The sequence below is a fragment of the Streptomyces sp. NPDC001220 genome, from assembly GCF_053597895.1.
This window is the reverse complement of record NZ_JBSFJE010000028.1, coordinates 24,442-47,842: the sequence shown is the minus strand read 5'-3', so window position 1 is coordinate 47,842 and position 23,401 is coordinate 24,442. Positions and strand designations below refer to the sequence as shown.

23 protein-coding genes and 1 pseudogene are annotated in these 23,401 nt (G+C 69.5%); 10 read left to right on the top strand and 14 right to left on the bottom strand.

The window, feature by feature from the left end; genetic code table 11:
* Positions 1-117 precede the first annotated feature (117 nt).
* The 5 genes from ACWDGI_RS41585 to ACWDGI_RS41565 all read right to left on the bottom strand — a co-directional run bounded on the left by ACWDGI_RS41585 (position 118) and on the right by ACWDGI_RS41565 (position 4,380).
* Positions 118-624, bottom strand: a complete 507-nt coding sequence (locus ACWDGI_RS41585; protein ID WP_450768234.1) for a MarR family winged helix-turn-helix transcriptional regulator — start codon at positions 622-624, stop codon at positions 118-120.
* 50 nt (positions 625-674) lie between these two features.
* Positions 675-1,106: an STAS domain-containing protein gene (locus tag ACWDGI_RS41580; protein ID WP_450768233.1), complete on the bottom strand. Its 432-nt coding sequence runs from the start codon at positions 1,104-1,106 to the stop codon at positions 675-677.
* Complete coding sequence (locus tag ACWDGI_RS41575; RefSeq protein ID WP_450768232.1) at positions 1,103-2,194, bottom strand: cobalamin B12-binding domain-containing protein; 1,092 nt, start codon at positions 2,192-2,194, stop codon at positions 1,103-1,105. The genes ACWDGI_RS41580 and ACWDGI_RS41575 overlap by 4 nt, the downstream gene beginning before the upstream one ends.
* The gene (locus tag ACWDGI_RS41570) at positions 2,191-3,846 is read right to left on the bottom strand and encodes a PP2C family protein-serine/threonine phosphatase (RefSeq protein WP_450768231.1); all 1,656 of its coding nucleotides are present in this window, start codon (positions 3,844-3,846) and stop codon (positions 2,191-2,193) included. The genes ACWDGI_RS41575 and ACWDGI_RS41570 overlap by 4 nt, the downstream gene beginning before the upstream one ends.
* Positions 3,847-4,248: 402 nt before the next feature.
* Positions 4,249-4,380 (bottom strand): hypothetical protein, encoded by a 132-nt coding sequence (locus tag ACWDGI_RS41565; RefSeq protein ID WP_450768230.1) that lies wholly within the window; start codon positions 4,378-4,380, stop codon positions 4,249-4,251.
* Between the two features lie 92 nt (positions 4,381-4,472).
* On the opposite strand from ACWDGI_RS41565, the pseudogene ACWDGI_RS41560 reads away from it, so the two are divergent.
* Positions 4,473-4,659: pseudogene (locus tag ACWDGI_RS41560) on the top strand (IS481 family transposase); the annotation flags it as partial.
* 956 nt (positions 4,660-5,615) lie between these two features.
* Here ACWDGI_RS41560 and ACWDGI_RS41555 read toward each other — a convergent pair.
* From ACWDGI_RS41555 to ACWDGI_RS41535, 5 genes are all read right to left on the bottom strand, one after another.
* Positions 5,616-5,795 carry a DUF6480 family protein gene (locus tag ACWDGI_RS41555; RefSeq protein WP_450768229.1) on the bottom strand — a complete coding sequence of 60 codons (180 nt, stop codon included), beginning with the start codon at positions 5,793-5,795 and terminating at the stop codon, positions 5,616-5,618.
* On the bottom strand, positions 5,792-6,046 hold the full coding sequence (locus ACWDGI_RS41550; protein WP_450768228.1) for a hypothetical protein: 255 nt from the start codon (positions 6,044-6,046) through the stop codon (positions 5,792-5,794). The genes ACWDGI_RS41555 and ACWDGI_RS41550 overlap by 4 nt, the downstream gene beginning before the upstream one ends.
* Positions 6,047-6,434: 388 nt before the next feature.
* A complete protein-coding gene (locus ACWDGI_RS41545) occupies positions 6,435-7,994 on the bottom strand; it encodes an FAD-dependent oxidoreductase (RefSeq protein ID WP_450768252.1) in 1,560 nt (519 codons plus the stop codon).
* On the bottom strand, positions 7,991-8,722 hold the full coding sequence (locus ACWDGI_RS41540) for a class I SAM-dependent methyltransferase (RefSeq protein WP_450768227.1): 732 nt from the start codon (positions 8,720-8,722) through the stop codon (positions 7,991-7,993). Before ACWDGI_RS41540 ends, ACWDGI_RS41545 begins: the two co-directional genes overlap by 4 nt.
* 47 nt (positions 8,723-8,769) lie before the next feature.
* Positions 8,770-9,963: a lycopene cyclase family protein gene (locus tag ACWDGI_RS41535; protein WP_450768226.1), complete on the bottom strand. Its 1,194-nt coding sequence runs from the start codon at positions 9,961-9,963 to the stop codon at positions 8,770-8,772.
* A 957-nt stretch (positions 9,964-10,920) separates the two neighbouring features.
* Here ACWDGI_RS41535 and ACWDGI_RS41530 point away from each other — a divergent pair.
* From ACWDGI_RS41530 to ACWDGI_RS41515, 4 genes are read left to right on the top strand one after another with little or no spacing between them, the layout of a single operon-like run.
* Positions 10,921-12,063 carry a polyprenyl synthetase family protein gene (locus ACWDGI_RS41530; RefSeq protein WP_450768225.1) on the top strand — a complete coding sequence of 381 codons (1,143 nt, stop codon included), beginning with the start codon at positions 10,921-10,923 and terminating at the stop codon, positions 12,061-12,063.
* Positions 12,060-13,601 (top strand): phytoene desaturase, encoded by a 1,542-nt coding sequence (locus ACWDGI_RS41525; protein WP_450768224.1) that lies wholly within the window; start codon positions 12,060-12,062, stop codon positions 13,599-13,601. The genes ACWDGI_RS41530 and ACWDGI_RS41525 overlap by 4 nt, the downstream gene beginning before the upstream one ends.
* Complete coding sequence (locus ACWDGI_RS41520) at positions 13,598-14,626, top strand: phytoene/squalene synthase family protein (protein ID WP_450768223.1); 1,029 nt, start codon at positions 13,598-13,600, stop codon at positions 14,624-14,626. The genes ACWDGI_RS41525 and ACWDGI_RS41520 overlap by 4 nt, the downstream gene beginning before the upstream one ends.
* Positions 14,623-15,633 (top strand): DUF5914 domain-containing protein, encoded by a 1,011-nt coding sequence (locus tag ACWDGI_RS41515; RefSeq protein WP_450768222.1) that lies wholly within the window; start codon positions 14,623-14,625, stop codon positions 15,631-15,633. The genes ACWDGI_RS41520 and ACWDGI_RS41515 overlap by 4 nt, the downstream gene beginning before the upstream one ends.
* A gap of 387 nt (positions 15,634-16,020) precedes the next feature.
* Here the strand turns inward: ACWDGI_RS41515 and ACWDGI_RS41510 are convergent, their stop codons facing one another.
* Positions 16,021-16,509: a MarR family winged helix-turn-helix transcriptional regulator gene (locus ACWDGI_RS41510; protein ID WP_450768251.1), complete on the bottom strand. Its 489-nt coding sequence runs from the start codon at positions 16,507-16,509 to the stop codon at positions 16,021-16,023.
* 174 nt (positions 16,510-16,683) lie between these two features.
* Here ACWDGI_RS41510 and ACWDGI_RS41505 point away from each other — a divergent pair, with 174 nt between their 5' ends.
* Genes ACWDGI_RS41505 through ACWDGI_RS41495 form a run of 3 tightly spaced genes read left to right on the top strand, consistent with a single transcriptional unit; the run spans position 16,684 to position 18,510 of the window.
* Complete coding sequence (locus ACWDGI_RS41505; RefSeq protein ID WP_450768221.1) at positions 16,684-17,187, top strand: TetR/AcrR family transcriptional regulator; 504 nt, start codon at positions 16,684-16,686, stop codon at positions 17,185-17,187.
* Complete coding sequence (locus ACWDGI_RS41500) at positions 17,184-17,354, top strand: hypothetical protein (RefSeq protein ID WP_450768220.1); 171 nt, start codon at positions 17,184-17,186, stop codon at positions 17,352-17,354. The genes ACWDGI_RS41505 and ACWDGI_RS41500 overlap by 4 nt, the downstream gene beginning before the upstream one ends.
* Before the next feature lie 22 nt (positions 17,355-17,376).
* Positions 17,377-18,510: an epoxide hydrolase family protein gene (locus ACWDGI_RS41495; protein WP_450768219.1), complete on the top strand. Its 1,134-nt coding sequence runs from the start codon at positions 17,377-17,379 to the stop codon at positions 18,508-18,510.
* A 231-nt stretch (positions 18,511-18,741) separates the two neighbouring features.
* Here the strand turns inward: ACWDGI_RS41495 and ACWDGI_RS41490 are convergent, their stop codons facing one another.
* Both ACWDGI_RS41490 and ACWDGI_RS41485 read right to left on the bottom strand, forming a co-directional pair.
* Complete coding sequence (locus tag ACWDGI_RS41490) at positions 18,742-19,365, bottom strand: NADPH-dependent F420 reductase (RefSeq protein WP_450768218.1); 624 nt, start codon at positions 19,363-19,365, stop codon at positions 18,742-18,744.
* 33 nt (positions 19,366-19,398) lie between these two features.
* A complete protein-coding gene (locus ACWDGI_RS41485; RefSeq protein ID WP_450768217.1) occupies positions 19,399-20,133 on the bottom strand; it encodes an SDR family NAD(P)-dependent oxidoreductase in 735 nt (244 codons plus the stop codon).
* Between the two features lie 144 nt (positions 20,134-20,277).
* Here ACWDGI_RS41485 and ACWDGI_RS41480 point away from each other — a divergent pair, with 144 nt between their 5' ends.
* Positions 20,278-20,889 (top strand): TetR/AcrR family transcriptional regulator, encoded by a 612-nt coding sequence (locus ACWDGI_RS41480; protein WP_450768216.1) that lies wholly within the window; start codon positions 20,278-20,280, stop codon positions 20,887-20,889.
* 641 nt (positions 20,890-21,530) lie between these two features.
* On the opposite strand, the gene ACWDGI_RS41475 is transcribed toward ACWDGI_RS41480, so the two are convergent.
* Complete coding sequence (locus ACWDGI_RS41475) at positions 21,531-22,442, bottom strand: LysR family transcriptional regulator (RefSeq protein ID WP_450768215.1); 912 nt, start codon at positions 22,440-22,442, stop codon at positions 21,531-21,533.
* A 268-nt stretch (positions 22,443-22,710) separates the two neighbouring features.
* Between ACWDGI_RS41475 and ACWDGI_RS41470 the strand changes: the two genes are divergently transcribed.
* Complete coding sequence (locus ACWDGI_RS41470; RefSeq protein ID WP_450768214.1) at positions 22,711-23,343, top strand: NADPH-dependent F420 reductase; 633 nt, start codon at positions 22,711-22,713, stop codon at positions 23,341-23,343.
* The last annotated feature ends 58 nt before the right edge of the window (positions 23,344-23,401 follow it).

The following is a 23,401-nucleotide window of genomic DNA, read 5'->3' as shown; positions in this document are numbered from 1 at the left end:
GGGCGCCCCCAGACTGAACAGGTTCATTGGACACCGCCTTTCGTCAAACGATCATTTGCGGACAGGCGGGCGAGTCCAGTCGGCGAGTGAGCGGTGCTCCCGGCTTGCGCGCGGGATTCAGGCTGCGGAGTGGGCGCCGGGTCTGCTGTGCTCCTTGCCGTCGGTGGCGGTGAGTTGTACAGCGAGTTGGGTGAGGCCTCGTGCCAGGGCTCGCCGTTCGCTGGCGGGCATGTTGTGGATGGCTTGATGGAGCATGGCCTCGCGCTGCTCACGGATGCGCTGCAGGTGCCTCTTTCCGGCGGGGCTGAGCCAGAGGGTGACTTCACGGCCGCTTGCCGGGCAGGGGAGGCGTTCGAGGAAGCCGAGGGCTTGGAGACGGTCACACATACGGCTGACGCTCGGGGGTGAGGAGTCCAGCAGCTTGCAGACGGCGCGCATCCTGATGCCGTCCTGCCGGTCGACGACATACATCAGCCGCAGCTGCGAGGGGGAGGCAGGTGCGGTGGCCTGTGCGGTGGCGTCCTTTGAGCGCGTCCACAGGACCTCGAGGAGTTCGGCGATGCTGCTGGCGCTCTGAGTGGCCTCGGAGCAGATCCTGCTAGGGGTGGCTTCGGATGCGGGCATGACTCCCCCGTGTGGCTGGGTGCTGTGCCGGGTGGTCGGCCGGGCGTGGCTCAGGTGGTGCCGTCCGGTCCGGTGGGGCGGGCCGCTTGTGCTGTCCCCGTGGTCGTCGGGGGTTCTGCCGTGTTCTGGTGTGCGGTTGCGGCGTCGGTGGGGGTCGTTGCCGTGAAGTGGTCGAGCGTACCGGTGATGCTGAGGAGCCGGTCCAGTGTCGCGGGCCGGTCGTCCAGGTGCAGACGTGCCCCGGCCGCGGTGGTGCGGCGGCCGATCATCAGCAGAATCGACAGTCCCATGGAGTCGACGATGCCGATTCCCGTGCAGTGCAAGTGCAGGTCGTGCAGACCCGGCCGGGCCGAGAGCTGGGCGGTGACCTCGTCCAGGAGGAGGTCGGCGGTGTCGTAGTCGAGATCCCCGGTGATCTCGATGCGGACCGTGTCCTCGGTGTCGATGGTGGTCAGGTGGAGTGCGGGGGGCAAAGTGGTCATGCGGGCGTTCCAGCTATGGGGTGATCGGTGGTGAGGGCTTCGATGCCGCGTTGGAGTGTGCGGGACGCCCGGGGGAAGTCCTTGAGCTCACGATTGAAGAGGCTGAGGGCCGGCGGCAGGGACTGTGCGGGCACGCCCCGCGCTTGGAGGATCTTGGCGGTCCAGGTGATGAACCAGGTGAAGAGGTTTTCGTCGCCGAGGTAGAGGGCGGTGGCGAGGAACTCCACAATGTGCGCGAGGTCTTCCGCCGTGCGCTCGCGCTGCACGTCGTCGTAGGCGCGCATGGCGGGGAAGGCGTCCTCAAGGGCGAGGAAGACGGTCCGCACCAGGGAGTCACTGCTGCGGACGACCATTGTGTATTCCTGGTCGGCCAGGTGCGGCAGATCGTCCATCTGCTGGTGGTCGGCCTGCGGTCGTGGCAGCGGCCCCTCGGCGAGCCGGTCGGCAGCGGCACGGGCATCCGGGGCCCATGCTTGGGCGCCCAGCAGCTGCGCATAGCGGCCGTCGGGGCCGAACGCGGCGCCGCCGACCAGGACGGGGACGCCGATGGCCTGGCACGCGGTGATGGCCGCGTGGGCGGTGGGCAGCCTGGTGGCGATCGAGCTGGACAGGGCGACCGCGTCGGCTCTCGTGGTGTGCAGGTGGGAGATGAGATGCGGGGCGGGAACCTGCGCTCCGAGGTAGTCGACCTGCCAGCCGCGCAGCTTCAGTACCTCGGCTACCAGCCGGGCGGGCAGCGCGTGCCATTCACCGTCCACGCAGGCCACCGTGATCCGGCCTCGGTAGGGCGTCCGGCGGGCGGTGGGGTGCAGGGAGAGCGCGGCGACGGCGCGTTCGTTGATGGACGTCGCGGCGTGTTCCTGGGCGACGCTGATGCGGTCGGCAGCCCATTCCTCACCGACGGTGCCCTGGACCGCTGCAATCACATCCAGGAGGACGGACTCGGGGTCGATGCCGTCGTCGAGGGCGCGCAGGACGATGTCGGTGGCGGTGTACTCGTCTGCGACCGCCACGGCGTGCCAGAGCTGGTCGGCCAGTTCCCGGATGTGGGCGCTTTCGGGGAGGCGGGGCGGGGTGCTCGTGCTCATGCTGTGTACCTGCCCCGGGTGTGGCCGTTCACCGCGCTCAGATGATGGGTGCGGGGTGCGGAGATGGCGAGGACGGCCATGTCGTCGTGGCGGCGGTTGCCGACCCATTGGGAGGCGAGCATCTGGACGTGCTCCACGATGCCCTCGGCCGGCATGCCGGCGCATCCGGCGAGGGCGCGTTGAAGGCGTTCTTCCCCGAAGAGGGCGTCACCCAGCGGGCCGCCCTTGGCCTCGGTGATTCCGTCGGTGTACAGGATGCAGGACTCCCCGGGGGCGAGCGTGACGGTCGTGGTGTGGGCGCGGACCTCATGCAGGGCCCCGATCAGGGTGCCGCGGGTGTCGGCTTCTTCGATGGTGCCGTTGGCGCGGATGATCAGCGGGTTCGGGTGGCCTGCGCTGGTCAGCCGGACATGGACTTCTTTGCCCTTGCGGGCGGCGGAGGCCAGGACCAGCGTTGCGAACCGGGTGTGGTGCGAGGTGAGCAGTGCCGTGTTCAGGAGGGTGAGCATCCGCTGGTGGTCGTCCGCCAGGGGCAGCAGGGCGTGCAGGGTGTTGCGGATCTTGCCGGTGAGGACGGCGGCCTCCAGGCCCTTGCCGCACACATCGCCCAGCGTCACCAGCGACGGTTCACCCTCTACTGCGGCGGGGTGCACGTCGTAGAAGTCTCCGCCGATTCGCTCGTGGTCTGCCGAGGGGCGGTAGCTGCCGGCGAAGTCCACGCCGGAGATCTGGTGCAGGGCCGGGGGCAGCAGCTCCCGCATGAGTACCTCGGTGATGGCCGTCTGCTCCGCGTACAGGCGGGCCGCCGACAGCGCCGCTCCGGCACGGGCGGCGAAAAGGCGGGCGAAGACTTCCTCTTCCTCGGTGAAGGCGGCGCTGCCCTCCTTGCGCAGCAGGACCAGCGCACCGGCCGGGACGCCGTGCCCCGGCAGCGGAGTGATCACTATCGCCCCGATGGGACCGAAGCCTTCGGGAATCATCCAGGGCGGCGCGGCAGAGGGGTCGATCCACCGGGAGGGCACCGGCGGGAACCCGCGCAGGGCTTCGCCGAGACCGGGAACCTCGTCGGGGTCGACCGCTTCCTGCGAGGGGGTGGGGGTGCCGCCGCGCAGGCAGGTCACCACGGGCAGCCGCTGGCCGTGGGCCGGGGCGATGGCCAGGGCCGCGTCGGCGAGGTTCTCGGCAGCCATCTGCGCGGTCACGTCCATGCAGCGCCCCAGGTTGAGGGAGGACAGCAGGGTGCTCGACGCCTTCGCCAGGAACGAGGTCCGCTCCCGCTCCATGTGCAGGGCCTCACGGGCGAGTTGGTGGTCGGTGTCGTCCACCAGCCACCACGCCACCGTGCCGTCGTCACGCACGCTGGGGTGCGCCTCGAAACGCCGGGCTTCGATCTCACCGGAGAGCGGCGCGTCCGATTCTTGCGCGGCCCGCGGGCCGCGCAGGCGCATCGACCGGTGGGCCGCGGCGAGCCAGGCCGGAACCACATCGGCCAGGCGTGTGCCGGGGTGCGCTGCGGGCAGTAGGGCCTGTGCGGCGTCGTTGCGTTGCGTGAGAAGACCCGCCGCGTCTGCGACCAGGACCGGGTAGGGGGCACGGCCCCACGGGAAGTCCGGGTCAGTGTCTGTGACGGTCTGCGCTTGGGTGGAAGCCAAATATGGAGGACTCGCTGGGCGAATCCCTCACCTCACCAACTCAAAAGGAATCATTTCCTTCAGGCAACAATCCCGCACGAGGCATCCTTCTTGCAACCCGCCCCCACACCACGCCCTTCATCTGCACACATATGAAGACGAAGTGCGTGTGCGCGGTTCCGGACGAACACCTCCGATGCAGGTCAGGCCGCAGGAACCGTGGGGCGACCGTTCCTTTTCGCCGCCATCCTCACAAGCATGCGGATCACGCAACGTGCGAAGTCCGGCGCCTGCCGGCAGGGCGCGAGTTGTGCGGCCGAGCACATGGAGAGGCACGTGTTTCAGCGTCACGGGGCGGCGCCATCCTTGTCCGGAATGTCATGTGGCCACGGGATCGCGAGTCGCTCAGCGGCACCGTCTGGGTCACGCCGCGCCGTCGTCGTCCTCGTCCACCGCCCCTGGGGGCAGCTCGGGGTTGGCGTAGGCCGCCTCGTGCCACGCGGGTGGCAGGAGCTTGTTGCCCACCACTCGCGGCAGCAGCGGGTTGACGCCCACCTTCCGCCGGGTCAGCGGGCACCCCGCAGTTGATGTCGAGGGGGTGTTCAGCGTCTATTTCGGGGTCCGCCGGAGTCAGGTGTCTCGACGCACGAAACCAACCCGGCGGACGGCTCCACGTCGACGTCGAGAACCTCGGCCGCATCCCCGACGCCTGGCGACCACACGGTCCAGGGCCGCCAGGCCGGCAACGCCTGGCGCAACACCATGGGATCCGACCACGCCCACTCCCCCGTCGACGGCCACAGCCGCCTGGCCTACAGCGCGATCCGCCCGGACAGAACCGTTCCCGGCCCACTCGGGCAGAGACGGGAAACAGCAGATTCTCCTTCAGACACCGCGGTGTCACGCGGACGCTCAGGGTGATGATGACGACCAGTCTCCTCCTCGAAGAGGCTCGATGATTGACAGTCTCGCGCCACGGCGAGCGCGCCGCTCGCCCATCACATCGCCGCCACCGGCTGGGGTGTTCGCGGGGCCCGCATCCACAGCCTGGTGCTGCTGTGCGGCCCCGGCTGGGGTCGAATCCAGGGACCTGGTCTGCTCCGTCCGCACAGTCTGGGGGATGCCTTGCGCATGCTTCAGACCCTGGACGCGCCGGCAACCACAACCGACTCGTCAGCACAGTCAGCGTGACGGTGAACATCCGGGAGATGCAGTGAGTGGTCACAAAGAGGATCGCCACAAAGGCATTCAGCCCACGCCCGGACGTCAGCGACCGCGTGCGAGTCGGTGGCACGCGGCCCGCTCTGTGCGACGGTAGAGCCTTCCGGCGGCGGCCCGGGACAACGACGTCAACCCGTCTGCGGCAGATCGCCGCACCCTGCCAGGCCGATGCCGCTGATGCCGGGATCGTGTCCGGCAAGGGCAAGATTTGGGCGACGTCGTTGCCGTGCCGCCGGTCAGCGGCACCGCGAGCGTGGATGCCATGGACGCTGGCGATGACGTGGCGCTTGCTCCCCCACGGGCGGGTAGGCACGCGGGCCCGCTGAGGCTTGCCGGTCGGGCGCTTGAGGCCTGCTCTCGCCCGGCTTCGGCGCCTGCTACTGCGGCGACGTCTCGATGAGCAGGCACAGCTCACCCGACCCGAACCCGATCCACCGCCGCGACTGACGTATCCCCGCAGTCAGACCAACGAACAGACAAGCCCGCAGTCACATGCTCAACCGCTCTTGCCAGAGAGCCAGTCGACGCGTTGTACACGAGGAGTCCCGCAGCCTCGCGATGTTGTGGTCTCAGAGATCGAAAACACGTGCGACAAAGAATGCCGCTACGATCAGGCAGCCGACCACGATGAGCGACAGCCAGAAAATGGGATGCTCCCACAGGCCACCGTCGGGTCGCTCCTGATGAGCTTCGGCTGTGCAACCCTCTGCGGGCGGTGTCTCGCCCGGAGGCGTGAGTGACTCCGTCATCGTGACTCCTTTGAACCGTGAGGGCCTGTTGCAGCCAACTCGCGGTCGTCGTAGCCGGCGAGAGCAGGCGCCAGTGCAGAGAATGTGGGGGCCCGCTCGCCAACGAAGACGCGCCAGCGGTCAGCGGGTTCGATGTCCTCGGTCTTGGACGAGGTCAGCCAGGGTGCGAGAGACGAGCCGTTCGATGCGGTCGCGGCAAGATAGGCGTTCTCACTCGTGACGCCGGCGTCGTGAAGCCTCTTGACCGTCACGGTTGTCTCCTATCTCGGGAAATTTGTCTCGCCTGACGTACGACACAGGACAAATTGATCCCTTCTGTCTTAGCTTCAGCGTCAGGCGTCTCACTGGATGCGCCTCACGCCGATCTCTTCGCCACGTTTTGGCTGGCGTGCGTCTGCCCGCGCCGCGAGCGATGCCGCACGGGCCGTACTCCCGGGCGTACGCGCCGACGGCCGCGATGCTCGCGCAGGCGCAGGGGTGATCCGCACCCCGCTGTGCAGCGCCAGCACAAGGCGGATGCGGCCGGTGGCGGCCGACGGTACGCCGGACGGCTGGACTGCTCGTTGCCTTGCTGGATGCGACGCGTCCGCCTCACCGTTCAGGACACAGGCTCAGCCCGTCGTGGGGGTGTCGAACTGATTAGTTCCCTGCCCACCGGGCCAAGCACCGTAGGACAGCGGTCCGCCCTTGGTCGGGGACGGTCCAGAGGGTCTGTCCGCGGACTCCCCAACGTTCCAGGAGGGCGTTGGCCGCCATGAATCCACTCGTCGCCGCCCGCTCCATGAGCGCCACAGGAAGCCCCGTCCGAACCAGGTCGCCAGCCACCATCAGACCGGGATCGCAGGTGCGGACCGTCGGACGGTCGCGGTATCCGCCGACCGGGAAGTGCGGGCAATCGGTCCGCCACTCGTGCCGCTCGTCCACGACCGTCGCCGCACGCGTCTCCGGATACACGGCGTGCAGCTGCTCGACCAGACGCTTCTGCTCCACCCCGCGGTTCGCGCCGTCGGGCAGGGCGTAGGCGTGGAGTTCGATCACGGATCCACCGCTGCGCGCCGACCAGCGGGCAGCCTGGCCTTCCCATCGCTCGAGCACGCTGACGTTGTCGAGGGTTCCGTACCCACTCGTTCCGAGAAAGCCGGGCCGGTCGCTGCCGACCGGCCGATCGAGCCAGAGGCGGGAGACGAGGAAGGGCGGCGCATTGCGGAGCCGGCCCACCCGCTCGCGCCACGAGGCGTCGGCGAGGTCCGTAGAGCGTCCGACCACCGAGCGCAGGCCGGCCGCGTCCAGGGCCAGGACGGTGGTGTCGTGCATCCGCTCTCCGTCAGGGGTGGTGAGACGGAAGTCGCCGGCTCCGGTGGGTGTGATGTGCTCGACGGGCGTGGAGGTGCGGATCTCGACGCCGTGGCCTTGCAGGTAGTCGGCCAGGGGTTTCCAGAGGGCGTCGGGAAACGGCTCGGCGGGCACGTCGAAGAGCAGTCCCTCGGCGGAACCGAGAAAGTAGATGTGGAACATCAGCACCATCTCGGCGGCCGACAGTTCCTTGGGGTCGGCGAAGAAGCTGCGGGAGAAGACCTCGAACGCGAGATGGTGTGCAGCCTTGGGGAAGCGCACGGACTCCAGGAAGTCATGGGCGCTGACGGTGTCGAGGCGCTCGTACACCTCGGGGACCCGGACATCGAGCAGCGGAAGGGCGGCGAGCGGGTTCATGCGGATCAGGTCCCTGGCTCCGAAGGTCGGGCTCAGCGCGAGGAATCCGAGTGCGCTCCATGGCGGGGTGCGCGGAATTCGGCGGAAGCTGTCCGTCAGGCCTCCGCTGTGGCGCAGGGGGTAGTCCGCGAGACCCGTCAGGCGTTCCAGACCAGGATCTGTCCGCCGCAGCAGTCCGCGCAGGTTGTAGTACTGGCGAAAGAAAGCATGGAAGCCGCGACTCATCGTCACCGTGGTGCCGTCGCGCAAGCTGACTGGCCATCCCGCCAGGCGTCCGCCGAGCATCGGTTCACGCTCGTAGAGCGTGACACGCACGCCGCGTTCGGCCAGGGCGGTTGCGGCGGCCAGCCCGGCGATGCCGCCGCCCACGACGGCGGTCGTCGGCGGGCGCTCCCCGTCGAACCGTGGCGTTCCTGGCCGGGGACGGAGTGTTCGGGCACGCCGGTCTCGGCCGCGCCGGGCGGTGTTTCGCCGTTCCGCGGCACTCACTGGGCACCGCCCGCGTCGAGAATCGTGCGCCGGGCGATCACGGTGTGGGTGATGCCGGTCTGCCACCCCGGCAGGGGCAGCACTCGTACGCGGTCGAACCCAGCCGAGCGGACGCGGGCGGCGAACTCGTCCGCCGTGTCGAACTGGACGACGCTGCGCCACAGGTGACGGTAGAGCCCGCCGTCTCCGAGGGCGGTGGCCACGGGGAGGACAAGGCCGGCGCACACCGCCGTCCAGACAGTGCGGTGGACTGCTCGCCCGCTGAGGGTGTACTCGTGCACGGCCAGCCGGCCGTGGGGCGCCAGCAGATCGTGCACAGTGACGAGCACGCCGTCGGGATCGGCCACGTTGCGCAACAGGTAGGCGGCGAACACCGCGTCGTACGGTCCTCCGACACCCGCCTCGGCCAGCCGTTCCGCCGGGGCGTGCGCGAAGCTGACGTTGGCCGGCCAGCGCTTCGCCGCCGCCCGCTGCAGCATGCCGGCGGATGCGTCCACCGCGGTGATCTCGGCAGCGGGGAACACGCTCGACAGGGCCGCGGTGGAGGCACCGGTGCCGCAGCCGAGGTCCAGCACGCGCATCCCACGCCCATTGTCCGCCAGACCGAGGCGGCGCGCGGAGCGGCGCAGATGGGCGTGGTAGCCGGGATTGGCGGCTACCAGAGTGTCGTAGCTGCGAGCGGCGTGGTCGAACGCGGCGGCCAGGTCCGCGTCACGCAGCAGGTTCATGCGGTCTCCTTGTCCGAGGGCACAGGCCGTGTCCGCGGGGTGCGCGGTCAGGGTCGTGGAAAGGGGCGGCGGGGCAGGTACGTGAGTTCGGCGGCTGCCCGGAGCATGGGCAGCACGGGGGCTCGGATCCCGACGGCGAGATCTTCCAGTAGACGGGTGCGGCCGTCGAGGAAGCGCAGTAGTCGTTCCATCGGCACCTGCGAGAACAGGCGCGAGAAGAAGGCGGCGCCGTCGACCCGGCCGCTGTCCAGGGCGCGCAGCATGACCGCATCCATGGCGCGGGCCCGTGTTGAGTGAGCCGGTGGTGGCAGCGGGCGATCCCCTGCCGCCAGGGCTCCGGCAATGGCTTGGGTCTGCCGCTGTACGGCGGCAAAGGTGTAGCCCGTCGACGGCCGGGTCGCACCTCCGGCGGCGCCGATCCGGAAGACCGAGGGCGCGGCCTGGCGGGAGAACGACGCGTCGGTCATGGGGATCACGCCGGTCTCGTCCGCGATGACCTCGAGGCCGCGGAGGCCGAGGACGTCCTCGGTGTAGTGGCGCAGAGCAGCTTCGTAGCTCTGCCGGGTGAGGACACGGGGAGAGAACTCGGTGTATTCGACGAGCGCCTCCCGGCGGCCGGTAGGCAGGACGTAGCCGAATGACAGGCCTCGTGGCGGCTGCGGGGTACGGAAGTCCATGAGTTCGACGGTGCCGGGGTCGAAGACCGGCCGGCCGGAGCGGACGAACCAGCCGTGGAAGTGCTGGAGTAGCGTGGTGCGGGCCGCCGGAAGGCTGCCGAGCGGGCGGGAGTCGAAGACCCAGCGCGCCCACACTGTCAGTGGACGTCCGTCGGCGCTGTGCGCGTAGATCACGGCCCCGTCCGTGACGGGCTCCACCGTTTCGACGGTCGCCTCGAGTCGCTGGACCTGATCGCTCATCGCGAGGTCGTGCGCGATCAGGCCCTCGTAGTCGTCCGAGCGGATCATTTTGTACCGCAGGGGCGCGATGTCGTCCTGGATTGCCTGGCCGGCCGGGGTACGCACTCTCAGCTGCTGCCACGTCGCGGTGACGACCGCGTCGTACCGTCCGTGGCCGCGTTCCCAGAAACACCATGTACGGCGGGGTGGGCGCAGCGGGCCTGCTGGAGCCTCCAGCAGGAGCACTGACAGCCGGCGGGTGCCGGGCGCGGGGTGCGACAGCCGGTGAGCCAGGGCCAGTCCCGCGGCTCCCGCGCCCACGATGGCGACGTCCGCATCGCTCACGGCTGTACCCTTCCCTTCCGCACGCGACCGGAGCCGGGCCCTGTGGCTGGGCAACGCGTGCACGCGACCGCTGTCGGAAGCATTCCAACTGGTGCGGCTTTCCGGATGCAGGCCACGCTGCGCAGTTGGCCGCACGATGGATGCGGGTCTCCCGCCTCATCGGCCGGGGTGCGCTCTACTTGTCTGCGTCATGCGCCGCAGGCGACTTCTCGGATCGTCTGCGCGTCGAGTTCCGTCCGCCCGAGCGAAGGACGCCGTCCGCTGTGGCCCGGGACGGTGCAGCCCATGCCGTGCATGGCCTCTTGACTTGGCTGAGCCGCGGGGCAGGCCGCCAGCAAGGGCCTGTCGGAACGCTCGGTACAAGATGACGCGCTGCCGGGGCCACGCGCGACGGTCTCAAGGGTGTGGTCGGTGGCCTTCCACGCGGGCATGGTGACCATTTCTCGTGCGGGGCGGCATCCGTCCCGTCGCCCGTGCGCCTGCCGTGGCCGCGCCGTGTCGGCAGGCTGCGGTGCCCCCGTCGCGCCGCGACAGCGATGCCGACAGCGGCAGTGCCTCTCCCCCTGCGAAGCGATGAACAGGCTCAGCATCTCTCGTCCAGGCCGTGTCGGAGATCCGGACGATCCGGCACTCGACCGCCGTCGGACGGGAAAGCAGCGCCGTCTACCCCACTTTTGGCGCATCCGGCGCAGCCACCGGCGCGGAATGCGTCTAGAGAGGCCAGCTTCGATCAACACGAGAGGAACCGGGATGTGCCCCAATCAGCAGAGGGAGTCCCTTGCACGGCCATCCCCCACCCCTTCCCGCACGCCGCCGCGGGCTGTCCCGCCCACGGAGGATCCGTGCCGCACCGAACCCTCGCCTCCGGGCGGTCATCGACCCGCGGACAACGGTCCCGTCCCTCCTGCCGTCAGCTTCGATCACGTCCGCGCCGTCGACGACGATGTCCCCGCGGCGGTGGGGCGCCTCCTCGAACGCCTGGTGGCCGAACGCACCACGCAGGCCTCCGCTCTCGACCAGGTATTCGCTCAAGACCTCGCCGAGCGGGTCGCGCGCTTCACCCTTGACGGCGGCAAGCGGACCCGCTCGCAGTTCGTGTGGTGGGCGTTCCGTTCCTGCGCCGGAACACCCGCAGACGCACAGGCCGCCCTGCGCGTCGGCGCCGCCCTCGAACTCATCCAGACCTGCGCCCTGGTCCACGACGACCTGATGGACGGCTCGCGCATGCGTCGCGGGCGGCCGACCCTGCACACGGAAGTCGAGGCCCAGTACGCCACTGCCGCCCGCTCACCTGGTAGCACACGCTTCGGGGAAGCAGCGGCGATTCTCGCCGGGGACCTGGCGCTGGCGTGGGCGGACGACGTGCTCGCGGATACGGGGCTCGCCCCGGAAAACGCACGCCGGGTGCGAGGCCTGTGGAGCGCCATGCGCATGGAAATGGTGGCCGGACAGTACCTGGACATCCAGGGACAGACCACATCATCGCGGTCCCTTGCGCAGGCGATCCGTGCGGCCTGCCTCAAGAGCGCCATGTACTCCGTGGAGCGGCCGATGGCTCTCGGAGCCGCTGTCGCGGGCGCGGACGCCGCGACGACCGAAGCCCTGTGCTCGGCCGGCCGCTGCGTCGGCATCGCCTTCCAACTCAGCGACGACCTGCACGACGTCTTCGGCGGCCCACGTCAGGCCGGAAAGCCCACGGGCGGCGACATCCGCTCCGGCAAGGCCACCTATCTCGTCGCCGTGGCATGGGCCCGGGCCAAGGCTCAAGTCGACCCTCGGGCCCTCACCGTGCTGGGAGACTCCCTCGGCCGCGCCGATCTGTCGGATGCGGATCTGGCCGAGGTACGGGACGTCCTCGTCTCGACCGGGGCGCGGAAGACGGTCGAGACGAGGATCGACCGGCTGCTGGAGCAGGGCATGCGCCATCTGGGAGCCGCAGTCCTCGAACCGGTCGGCCGCCGACGCCTTCGTGAACTGCTGCACGCCACGGCCGGGGCACAGCCCTCCGTGCCGCAGCGAAGTGGCGATGCGCACCACGCCATGGACAGCCTGCCGTTGTCTCTGCCCCTGAGCGCCGCTACGGAAGGAGCCGTCCGATGACCAGAAGCATCCCGGGACGCACGGATCACGTCGTCGTCGTCGGTGCCGGGCTGTCCGGGCTGTCGGCGACGCTGCACCTGCTCGGCGCGGGACGCCGGGTCACCGTCGTCGAGCGCGACCCGATGCCGGGCGGCCGCGCCGGACGTCTGACGCGCGGCGGCTACCTCATCGACACCGGCCCCACCGTACTGACGATGCCCGACATCGCCGACGAGGCCTTCGCAGCCGTCGGCGACAGTCTGCGCGAACGCGTCGATCTCGTTCCCCTGCATCCGGCCTACCGGGCCCGCTTCGCCGACGGAAGTGGCCTCGACGTGCATACCGGGGCCGCCGCCATGGAGGTAGAGATCGAGCGCTTCGCCGGCCCCGGGGAAGCCGCGGGATACCGGCGGCTGCGCAACTGGCTCGAGCAGCTGTACCGGGCCCAGATGCGCCACTTCATCGACGCCAACTTCGACTCCCCCTTCCAGCTGATGACCCCCGACCTCGCCCGGCTCGCGGCCCTCGGCGGCTTCGGCCGACTGGACGCGCGCATCGGCCGCTTCCTCAAAGACGAGCGGCTGCGCCGCGTCTTCTCCTTCCAGGCCCTGTACGCGGGTGTCCCGCCAGAGCGGGCGCTAGCCGCCTACGCCGTCATCGCCTACATGGACACCGTGGCCGGTGTGTACTTTCCGCGCGGCGGTATGCATGCCTTGCCCCGGGCCATGGCCGATGCCGCCGCCGAGGCGGGTGCCCACCTACGTTTCGGACAGGACGTCATCCGCCTGGAACGCTCCGGTGCCCGGGTCACCGCCGTCGTGACCGACACCGACCGGATCCCGTGCGACGCCGTGGTCCTCACTCCGGACCTTCCAGTCACCTACCGTCTCCTAGGCCGTGTCCCCCGTCGGCCCAGGCGGATCAGGAACTCGCCGTCCGCCGTCGTCCTGCATGCAGGTACCGACAAGACCTGGCCCTGGCTCGGCCATCACACGATCTCCTTCGGTGCGGCTTGGCGCAGTACCTTCCACCAACTGACCCGCACCGGCGAACTGATGAGAGATCCCTCGCTGCTCATCACCCGCCCGACAACCACGGACCCGGGCCTCGCACCGCCCGGACACCACCTGCACTACATCCTGGCCCCCTGCCCGAACACGGACATCGGACCGAACGCCGCCGAGTGGGAGGACCTGTCGCCACGCTACCGAGACAGCCTTCTCAAGGAACTCGAGCAGCGCGGCCTGGACGGCATCAGCGCGGCCATCAAACAGGAGTGTCTGGTGACGCCTGCCGACTGGCAGGCACAGGGCCACGCGGCGGGCACCCCCTTCTCGGCAGCCCACACCTTCGCGCAGACGGGCCCGTTCCGCCCCCGGAACCTCGTCCGGGGCACCGACAACGCCGTACTCGCCGGCTGCGGCACCACGCCGGGCGTGGGCGTGCCCACCGTACTGCTGTCCGGCAAGCTCGCCGCGGCCCGGATCACCGGCCGCATGAACCGCACTCCCGGGCCTTTGCGCACGGCGCACACCACATCAGAAGGAACACCTTCATGACCGACCGCGAGCTCGACGCGGCGGGCATCACCGGCCTGGCGCTGCGCGACGCCTACAAACGCTGTCGGCAGCTCAACGCTCGCCATGGCAAGACGTACTTCCTCGCCACCCGGCTGCTGCCGGTCGACCGCCGGCCGGCCGTCCACGCGCTCTACGGATTTGCCCGCTGGGCGGACGACATCGTCGACTCGCTGGACGCCGGCATCACGGTGGACCGGCGCCTCGCAGAACTCACCCGCCTCCAGGCAAGCCTGGAGCAAGGACTGCGGGACGGGAGCAGCTCCGATCCGGTGGTCATCGCGCTCGCCGACACGGCCCGGAGGTACGGGATCGACCACCGTCATTTCAGCGACTTCATGGTCTCCATGCGCAGCGACCTGAGCGTCACGGACTACCCGACCTACGAAGCTCTTCGGAAGTACATGCATGGCTCCGCCGCGGTCATCGGGCTACAGATGCTCCCGGTCCTGGGGACGGTGGCCCCGCGCGAGGTGGCGGCGCCGCGCGCGGCAGCCCTGGGTATCGCCTTCCAGCTCACGAACTTCCTGCGGGACGTGGGCGAGGACCTGGACCGTGGACGGGTCTATCTGCCCGGCGACCTGCTGGCGGCCCACGGGGTCGACCGCGACCTGTTGTACTGGAGCAGACGCACTGCCCGCCGCGACCGGCGCATCACCGAGGCACTACGGGCAGCCGCAGACCTCACCCGCAGTGTCTACCGCACGGCGGCCCCCGGACTCGCCATGCTCGACCCGGCCTCCCGCCCCTGCGTCCGTACGGCCTTCGTGCTGTACGGAGGAATCCTGGACGCCATCGCCGACGACGGGTACGCGGCGGTGCACCGTCGGGCCGTCGTCCCCCGCCGACGCCGCGCCGCAGTGGCCCTGAACGGTCTGCTGTCCGTGATGGCCGCACGAGCGCAGTCACGCGTCCGAGCGCGCAATTCCACACGTCCGGAGCCGCCGCACCCGCCGGACGCACAGCCGCTGTCCGCGTCCGAGCCGGTCCGTGAGGAGGCCACGTGAGTTCCGACCGCTCCGTCCCCCGCCGGCGCGTCCCGTTGTCGCTGCGCAGGCGGCCGGTCCCGTGGGAGCGTCAGGGGCCGACCTGGCGCGAGGCCCGGCCCGCCCTGATCGCGCAGGCACTGAAGCGGGCTCAGGCACGCCCCTCCGGGAACTGGTACGTCATCGGCGCCACCCGGCACATCCCCGCGGACCGGCCTCTCGGCCGGACCGTCGCCGGGCAGGAGGTCGTCGTCTGGCGCAATGCCGAGGGCCGGTTGGTTGCCGGGCCCGGAGTCTGTCCGCACCTCGGCGCACCTTTGCGGGACAGTCCCGTGCGCTGCGGCACGCTCGTGTGCCACTGGCACGGGCTCGCCCTCAACGGCGTGCCGTTCGCCGGATGGGATCCCCTGCCTGTTCACGACGACGGGTTGCTGGTGTGGGTGCGGCTGGACCGCGTCGGCGGCGAGCCCCCGCTGGACGCGCCGGTGGTGCCGATCAGGTCTGCCCTCGCCGGCGCGGTCTCCGCCGTCTACGAGGGCGCAGGGACCTGCGAACCGGAGGATGTCGTCGCCAACCGGCTCGATCCGTGGCACGGAGCCTGGTTCCACCCGCACTCCTTCGTCGACCTCACCGTCGTCCACGCGCGCACGGACGCAGAGCCCGATGACGGTTTCATCGTCGACGTCTCCTTCAAGGTGGCCGGGCGGCTCGTCGTACCGGTGCGGGCGGTGTTCACCGCCCCCGAGCCGCGTACGGTCGTCATGCAGATCACGCAGGGCGAGGGGGCGGGCTCCGTCGTCGAAACGCATGCCACGCCGCTGGGTTCCGACTACCGGGGCCAGCCTCGGACAGCCGTCATCGAGGCGGTCGTGGCGGCTTCGGACCGTCGCGGATTCGCCGTGGCACGCAGGGCGGCCCCGCTACTGCGACCACTCATGCGGGCCGCTGCGGGGCGGCTGTGGCGGGACGACCTTGCCTACGCCGAGCGTCGCTGGGAGCTGCGGTCCACGGGCCGTTTCCCAGGCTGAGGCAGCCGCGGCTCCTGCTCTGCTGCCGATGCCCTGCGGGTCACGATCGGGGCGATCGTGACCCGCAGGGTTTTCGCGACGGCTCTACCCTGAAAACCACAGTGTTCAGCGCCGACATGGCAGTGAGCACCGCCGAAACCCTGTCCGGCGTCTGAAGCCACAGGTTCTACCCCGCCCAGGAGACGGGCTCGCCGGGTCGGTACGGATTCGCTCATCGGTTAGCTGCTTCCCCTGCGCCCGAACGCCGATAACGAACTAGGACCGCGATCAGTCCATCCGCCGAGTCGGATCCGTGGCAACCGGCCTTCAAACCTCGCTCACGCCGGCGCGCGTGGTGATCCGTCCGAGACCGCCTCGATGCGGGGTCCGATCAAGGCCCGCCGTGCTTCAGCGCTCTGCGGCCAGCTCTCGGTTGAGCGCGCGCAGGAAGTCCGCGACCGTCGCGAGCTGTTCCGAGGTGAACTGACGCATCGCTGTCTCGGTGCTGCGTGCCAAAGGACTGAAGTACTGACGGGCGAGGGCGCGGGCGCCGGGCTTGTAGACGAGATGGACGACCCTCCGGTCTGCCCTGTCGCGGGTACGGCCGATGTGACCACCCCGTTCCAGTCGATCCAGGCAGGCGGTGACGGCGCCAGAGGTGAGATTCAGGCGCTCCCCCAAGCGCGAGGGGGTCATCGGCCGCCCGTCGAGGGCGGCCGCGTCCATGATGGCGGCCAAAGCATGGACATCGGTGGCATGCAGGTCGTGAGCGTGCGCAAACGTGTGGGCGATGCGGTTGAACTCGCTGTTCAGCGTGCGCAACAGCACGGCGTAAGCCTGAAGGCCGTCGCCGGTGATGTCGGCCAAGAAGCGGGGGTGGCGGTCGAGCACCGCAATCTGATCCCCGCCCACGGCGCGGTAGCAGGATAAGAACATCCGTTCCTAGCGTAGTGTACGTTTGTTCTTATGGGTGAGCAGGAAGTACCCGAAGCGCAAGAAGCACCGGGCAGCGGGGGGCGACGCGCCCGCCGGCACGATCCGCGGCGCAGACACCGTGTGCTCGATGCCGCCTTGGAGGTACTCGTCGAGGACGGGGTCGCCGGGATCACGCACCGCAAGGTCGCCGCTCGTGCGGACGTGCCGCTGGGCTCCGTCACCTATCACTTCGCGAGCCTGACCGAACTGTGCGCGCAGGCGTTCGGCAGGTACGTCGCGGAACGGACCGTGGAGTACGAGGCGCTCTTCGCAGAGGTGGCCTCGCGCGAGGACCTGATCGACGTCCTGGTGGGGATGGTCCGCGAAGTCCCGTCCCGGCACCGCAGCGCGGTCCTCGGCTTCGAGCTGCACCTGGCCGCATTGCGCGAGCCCGCACTGCGCGCGCTGACCCAGGAGTGGACCAGGTCCAGCCGTGCGGTGCTGGCCCGTTTCACCGGACCGGAGACGGCTGCGCGGCTCGACGCCCTTCTGGAGGGAATGATCATGCACGCGCTGCTCTCCACTGAGCGGGAAGGGCGTGAGGAGACCCGGGCAGCCATCGCGGGGATACTCGGCCCGGACACCGGCTCGAGCACGTGAACACCTACGCCGGAAGCCCGCCCCTGCGCGAGACCACGCGCGCCGTACGGTCGACCTACCTCGTCTTCGCCCTCCTGGGCCTGGCCGGGGCGACGTGGGCGTCCCGCCTGCCGCAGATCCGGGAACGCATGGACCTGGACGCCGCCCCTGCCACGCCCGCCCCCTGAGTACAGACGCAAGGAGCACACCGTGCCAACTGCCGCCCCCGTCATCGAGGTCAGTGACGCCGACCTGGAAGACCTCCGGACCCGACTGCGCACCACCCGGTGGGCCGAACCCTGGCCGGTCGACGGCTGGGAGGCGGGCACCGCCACTTCCGAACTTCGCCGCCTCGTCACGTACTGGGCCACCGACTACGCGTGGCGCACTCATGAAGCGGCGGTCAACGCCCTGCCGTCCCATTTCGCCGACATGGACGGCACACCGGTGCACTACCTCCGTTACGACGCCGAACACCCGGACGCCCTGTCGATCGTGCTCACCCACGGCTGGCCGAGCACCGTCCTGGAACTCACGGCCCTGGCCGAACGACTGGCCGCCCCCTCCCAACACGGCGGAGACGCCCAGGACGCCTTCACCGTCATCGTCCCCTCACTGCCCGGCTTCGCCTTTTCTCCCCAGCGGCCCGCTCTCACCGGCACCGAGCAGACTCATGAGCTCTGGCACCGGCTGATGCACGGCCACCTCGGCTTCCGCCGTTACGCGGCCCACGGCGGAGATCTGGGCGCCGGCGTCACCTCACGCCTCGCGGAAGCGCACCCCGAGTCCGTCGTGGGCATCCACCTGCTCGCCGCCGCTGCCCCGGCCCACTACGACCCGGCCCTGTTGACGTCCGAGGAGAAGGCGCACGTCGCCTCCGCAGCTGCCTGGCAGGTGGAGGAGGGCGGCTACATGCACCAGCAGAGCACCCGTCCGCTCACCCTCGCTCCAGCCCTGAGCGACTCACCTGCCGGAATGCTCTCCTGGATCCTGGAGAAGTACCGAGCGTGGAGCGACTGCGGAGGCGACCTGTCCACACGCTTCAGCGACGACTTCCTCCTCACCCAGGCATCGCTCTACTGGTTCACCGGCACGATCTCCACGTCCTTCCGGCCGTACTACGAGTACGCGCACCACCTGACCCGGCGGGTACGGCGGGTGGAAGTCCCCACCGCCCTCGCCCTGTTCCCCGCGGACCTCTCGCAGCCGCCACGAAGCTGGGCCGAGCGCACTTACCAGATCGCGCGGTACACCCACATGCCCAGGGGCGGACACTTCGCCGCCCACGAGGAACCCGCCCTGCTCGCCGCTGACATCACCGCGTTCTTCCATGACCTCCGTTGAACACCGCGCCGAGCGGCGGGACATGCGTCCGGGTGACCTCCGGTGGCGGTGCCTGAGGCGGCGGCTCTTTCGACCTGTCACCGCCTGCTGTGCCGGGCCATCAGGAACGCAGCACTCATCGACCTGGCGGAAGTGATCTCCGCCTTCGAGAAGGACGTGCAGGACCGCTGCCCCACCGACTCGCCCCGGGCTCACTTGGCGAGTCCTTTCGGCGATCCGTCAACCGCTTGCTCAGACGGGAAGTTCGGTGATGCCGAGGGCGAAGTCCAGGTTCCCCACCCCGTGGTTGGCGAGGCCCACCGTGACCACGCCCGCTCCTTCCAGCCAGTGCGCCATTTTCAGGCCGCCGACGTCCAGCGGGCGCAGCCCGAGGGTCTCGACGAACGCCTCCACACTTGCCTTGGCCTGCGCATTGTCGCCGGCGATGAAGACGTCGGGCCGGCCCTTCTCCAGGACCTGGCGGAAGATGGTGTTGAACGCCTTCACCACGCCGGCGCTGGCCGGAGCCGCCTTGGCGACTTCCTGCGCGATCGAGGTCTCCTCGCGGTGGGCCAGCCCGTCGAACGTGGAATTGAAGGGGTTGCTGATGTCGACGATGACCTTCCCCGCGAGCGCGTCTCCGTACTGGGCGACTACCGGCACGACACCGCCGTGCAACAGGGCCACGATGACGATGTCCCCGGCCGGGGCAGTGCCCCATTCTCCCGTCGTGGCGCCGCCGCCGAGAGCCTTGGCCAGGTCAGCGGCCTTGGACTGGTCGCGGCCCATGACCTCCACGGTGTTGCCGCCCGCTATCGCCCGCGCGCCGATGGTGCGGGCCATGTTCCCGGTGCCGATGATGCTGATGCTGCTCATGAGATGTCCTGCCCTGGTTGTGTGTTGTTCGGTTCAGATGGCGGTGGTGCCGCCGTCGGCGACGAGTTCCATGCCGTTGACGTAGCTGGAGTCGTCGGAGGCGAGGAAGAGGGCGGCGGCGGCGATCTCGTCGGGGCGGCCCATCTGGCCGCGGGGGATGAGGGACTCGAACTGGCGCTTGGTGGCCTCGTCGAAGAGTTCTTCCTGCTTGGCGGTGGCGACCTGGCCGGGGGTCAGGACGTTGACGCGGATGCGACGGTCCTTGAGTTCGTTGAGCCAGATTCGGGCCCATGCCTGCTGGACGGCCTTGCTGCCGGCGTAGACGCTCCAGCCGGGGAAGGCGCCGAGGGAGGCATTGGAGCCGGTCATGAGGATGGAACCGCCGTCGTTGAAGAGCGGGAGGGCCTTCTGGACGGTGAACAGGGTGCCTCGGGCGTTGAGCCCGAACCAGGTGTCGAACTGGGCCTCGGTGATCTCGCCGAGCGGGGCGGGCTCGCCTCCGCCTGCGCTGGCCCACAGCACGTCGAGGCTGCCCTTCTCCCGCTTGACGGTGTCGTACAGGCGGTCCAGGTCGTCCAGGTCGGCGGCGTCGCCCTGGACGCCGGTGACGTTGCGGCCGATCTGCTTCACGGCTTCGTCCAGGGCGTCCTGGCGGCGGCCGGTGATGAAGACGTGCGCTCCCTCGTCGGCGAACAGCTTCGCGCCTGCCAGTGCCATGCCGCTGGTGGCTCCGGTGATGACCGCGACCTTGCCGTCGAGCTTTCCCATAGTCGTTCCCTTGGGTCGGTGGTGCCGTGTGTACCTGAGGCGATGCTGTTATGTACACCGCTCTGTGTGCTTACGGTACGGGGCGGGCGGCTGGGACGCAAACTATGTACACCGGTCGTTACCCAGCTGCGGTAGGGTGGATCCATGACGGAGTTGGAGAAGGGCCCCACGGGCCGCCGCCGCGGCCGGGGCGCCCGCGAGCGCATCATCAGCGCGTCCCAGCAGCTGTTCCGCGAGCAGGGCATCAACCGCACCGGCATGGACCAGCTCTGCGCGGCGGCCGAGGTGTCCAAGCGCACGGCCTACCAGCACTTCGCCGGCAAGGACGAACTCGTCGCCGAGTACCTGCGCCGGTTCGACCCCTCCGTTCTGTCCGGCGTGTTCGACCGCACCGACCTCACGCCCCGCGAACGGCTCCTCGCCGCCTTCGACATTCCCCCCACCACCCCCCTGTGCCCCTACATCGCCGCCGCCGTCGAACTCCACGACCCCCAGCACCCCGCATCCCAGTACGCACGCGAGTACAAGAAAGCCGTCGCCGCGCGGCTCGCCGACACCGCCCGCGAAGCCGGCGCCGCCGATGCTGAACAGCTCGGCGAGCAGCTCGCGCTGCTCATCGACGGCGCCGCGGCCCGCACCCGGGTCCTCAATGCCGACGCCTTCCCCACCGCCGCCGCCATCGCCGCCGTCCTCATCGACAACGCCATCCCCGCCACAGCCGGCGATGACCGGCGAGGGGAGGAAGTGCCAAGCTGACTTGGCACTCCGCGGCCGGGCCGGCCACGCTGCCGGCCGCGCGGCCGCAACCGCTGGTACGCCACACCAGCCGCCCGGCACCTTGCCCAAGCCTGCTGGTTTTACGGAACTGCCCGCCCGCCTGCTGCAGACCGCGGCAGAAGCGGCCGGGGAGACCGGCGACCCGCGAAGACTTCAGGAATTCGAGGCCGCCATCCCGGCCCAGGGCGCTGGCGCGCCGCCGGTTCGAACAGACGGCTGATCGCATGATCCATACGCGGTGGCGCATGAAGGACTCGTACGCACCTGGGAGGTCCGAGCCAGCTGAACCACTCACGCTGGTCATCAGTGGGTGGTCCATCTGGCCACGCCAGCCCGAAACGAAGGCCTAGAGGCGGGCGGCCAACACGTCGGCTGGAACCCGCCGTCGGGTTCTGGAGCCGCAGGCGGACTCCCGACACTACGAACGGCGGACCGCCGACGATCAGACGGCTTGAGCCGCGTCCGCAGCACGTACTTCCAGTCGGTCTCAGGTGCTTCGGGGCCCCTCGGACAACTGCCGGCCGAAGAACGGAACCGGCTCAGAGGTCAGCCGCAACAGCACCACTCCGTCAGGCCACTTCACTCTTCAGCGCATGATGAACGGGGGCCAGTCGAACTACTCAAGCGTGCCTTGTGGCGGCATCGCCTCCAAGCTGCCACATCTCGTAGTTCCCACACTCTGCCGTGATCTCGGCCGTCGACTGGGCCGCAGTGACGAAGTCATCTACTAGCGGTGAGGTGTGAGATGCCGCCACCGCGAGGCACACCTGGTCGGGCGCCAGATCCGGGATGGGCACATAGACGACGTCCGGATGCGAGTAGAACACGGACGCCGAACGGGCCAGGAAGGAGATGCCCCGGCCGGTCGCGACATGCTCGAGCGTCTCGTCCACCCCGCGCACCGGGTACCCGGCATTGAGGAGCGGGCGCTTGGTGGGCTGCGTGCTCGGGTCACCGTGCCAGACCAGCGGTTCGCCGGCCAGGTCGGCCTCGGTGACCTCCGCCTTGCCGGCCAACCGGTGTCCGGCCGGCAGTACCGCTACCCGCGGCTCGGTGTACAGCGGGGTGACGCGCAGGCCGGCCTCGTCGATGGGCAGCCGCACGTAGCCGACGTCGATGCGGCCGTCGAGCAGCATCGCAGCCTGGTCGTCCCCTTCGATCCGCTGCACGTCCACGACCACGTCCGGGTGCCGGTCCTCGAACGCACGGGCCGCCGGGGTGACTGCAACCCCGGCCCGGAACCCGACCATCAGCCGCCGCTTGCCGCCGGCGGCCGCGGACACCCGGCGGCGGACCGCGTGGGTTGAGGCCAGCAGCGGACCGGCGTCGGCCAGCAGTTGCCGGCCCGCATCCGTCAGCTCCACGCCGTGGCGATCCCTGGTGAACAGCGAGGCGCCGAGATCCTCCTCGAGCGCACGGATCTGCCGGCTGAGCACCGGCTGCGCGATGTGCAGCTCATCGGCGGCGCGGCCGAAGTGCAACTGGTCGGCCACAGCGACGAAATATCGCAGTTTGCGCAGGTCCAGATCCATGGCGCCTCCCAGCCGGTGATGCCTCCAAGGTATCACCACGGCGAAAAGAAGTCTTGGACGCCCACTCAGGCCAATGGCAGCCTGAATAGGTACCTACCGGTCCGAGCGAATTCGGCACAAGAATTCGACATCGGAGGACCCAGGCCCAGAATGAGCACATCAGGAATTGAACGCCCCCATCGCGTCATTCGACGGCGTCGACAACACAACCGTTGACAACAATGGGGTGGGCATGGCGTCCTATCCAGCTCCAGAAAGCAGGAACTCCATGAGCAGCATCAGCATTATCGGCCTGGGGAACATGGCGCGCGCCCTGGCCGCCCGGGCGCGCGCCGGCGGCAACGCAGTCGAGATCATCGGCCGCGACCCGGCCAAGGCCAAGGAATTGGCCGCTGCGCTCGGGGGCGCCACTGTCGGGACGGCCGGCACCGCCCCGGCCGGGGACATCGTTGTCCTCGCCGTACCGTACGCCGGCGCTGCAGCGGTGGTGAGGGAGTACGGGGACGCACTGCGCGGCAAGATCATCGTCGACATCACCAACCCCGTAGCCCCCGACCTGCAGGGCTTCGTCGTCCCCGACGACAGTTCCGGCGCACAGGAGATCGCCAAGGCGGCTCCCGACGACGCGCATGTCGTCAAGGCGTTCAACACTGTGTTCTCCCACATTCTGAAGGCCGGCCCGGCCGAGGGCCGCCCTCTGGATGTCTTCATCGCCGGCGACGACGCGCAGGCGAAGGCCCGCGTGTCGGCGTTCGTCGAGAGCCTGGGGCTGCGCCCCTGGGACACGGGGGAACTTTTCATGGCGCGGGCACTGGAGAACGTCGGCCTGCTGGAACTGGGCCTCATGAACCACTCCGTCAAGCACAGCAATTTCTCCTTCGGAATCACCCTCCTCGACTGAGCGCGCCCTTACCACTATCTCTCGTGTCGTATTACGCCAGTTCACTAACGGCACAAAA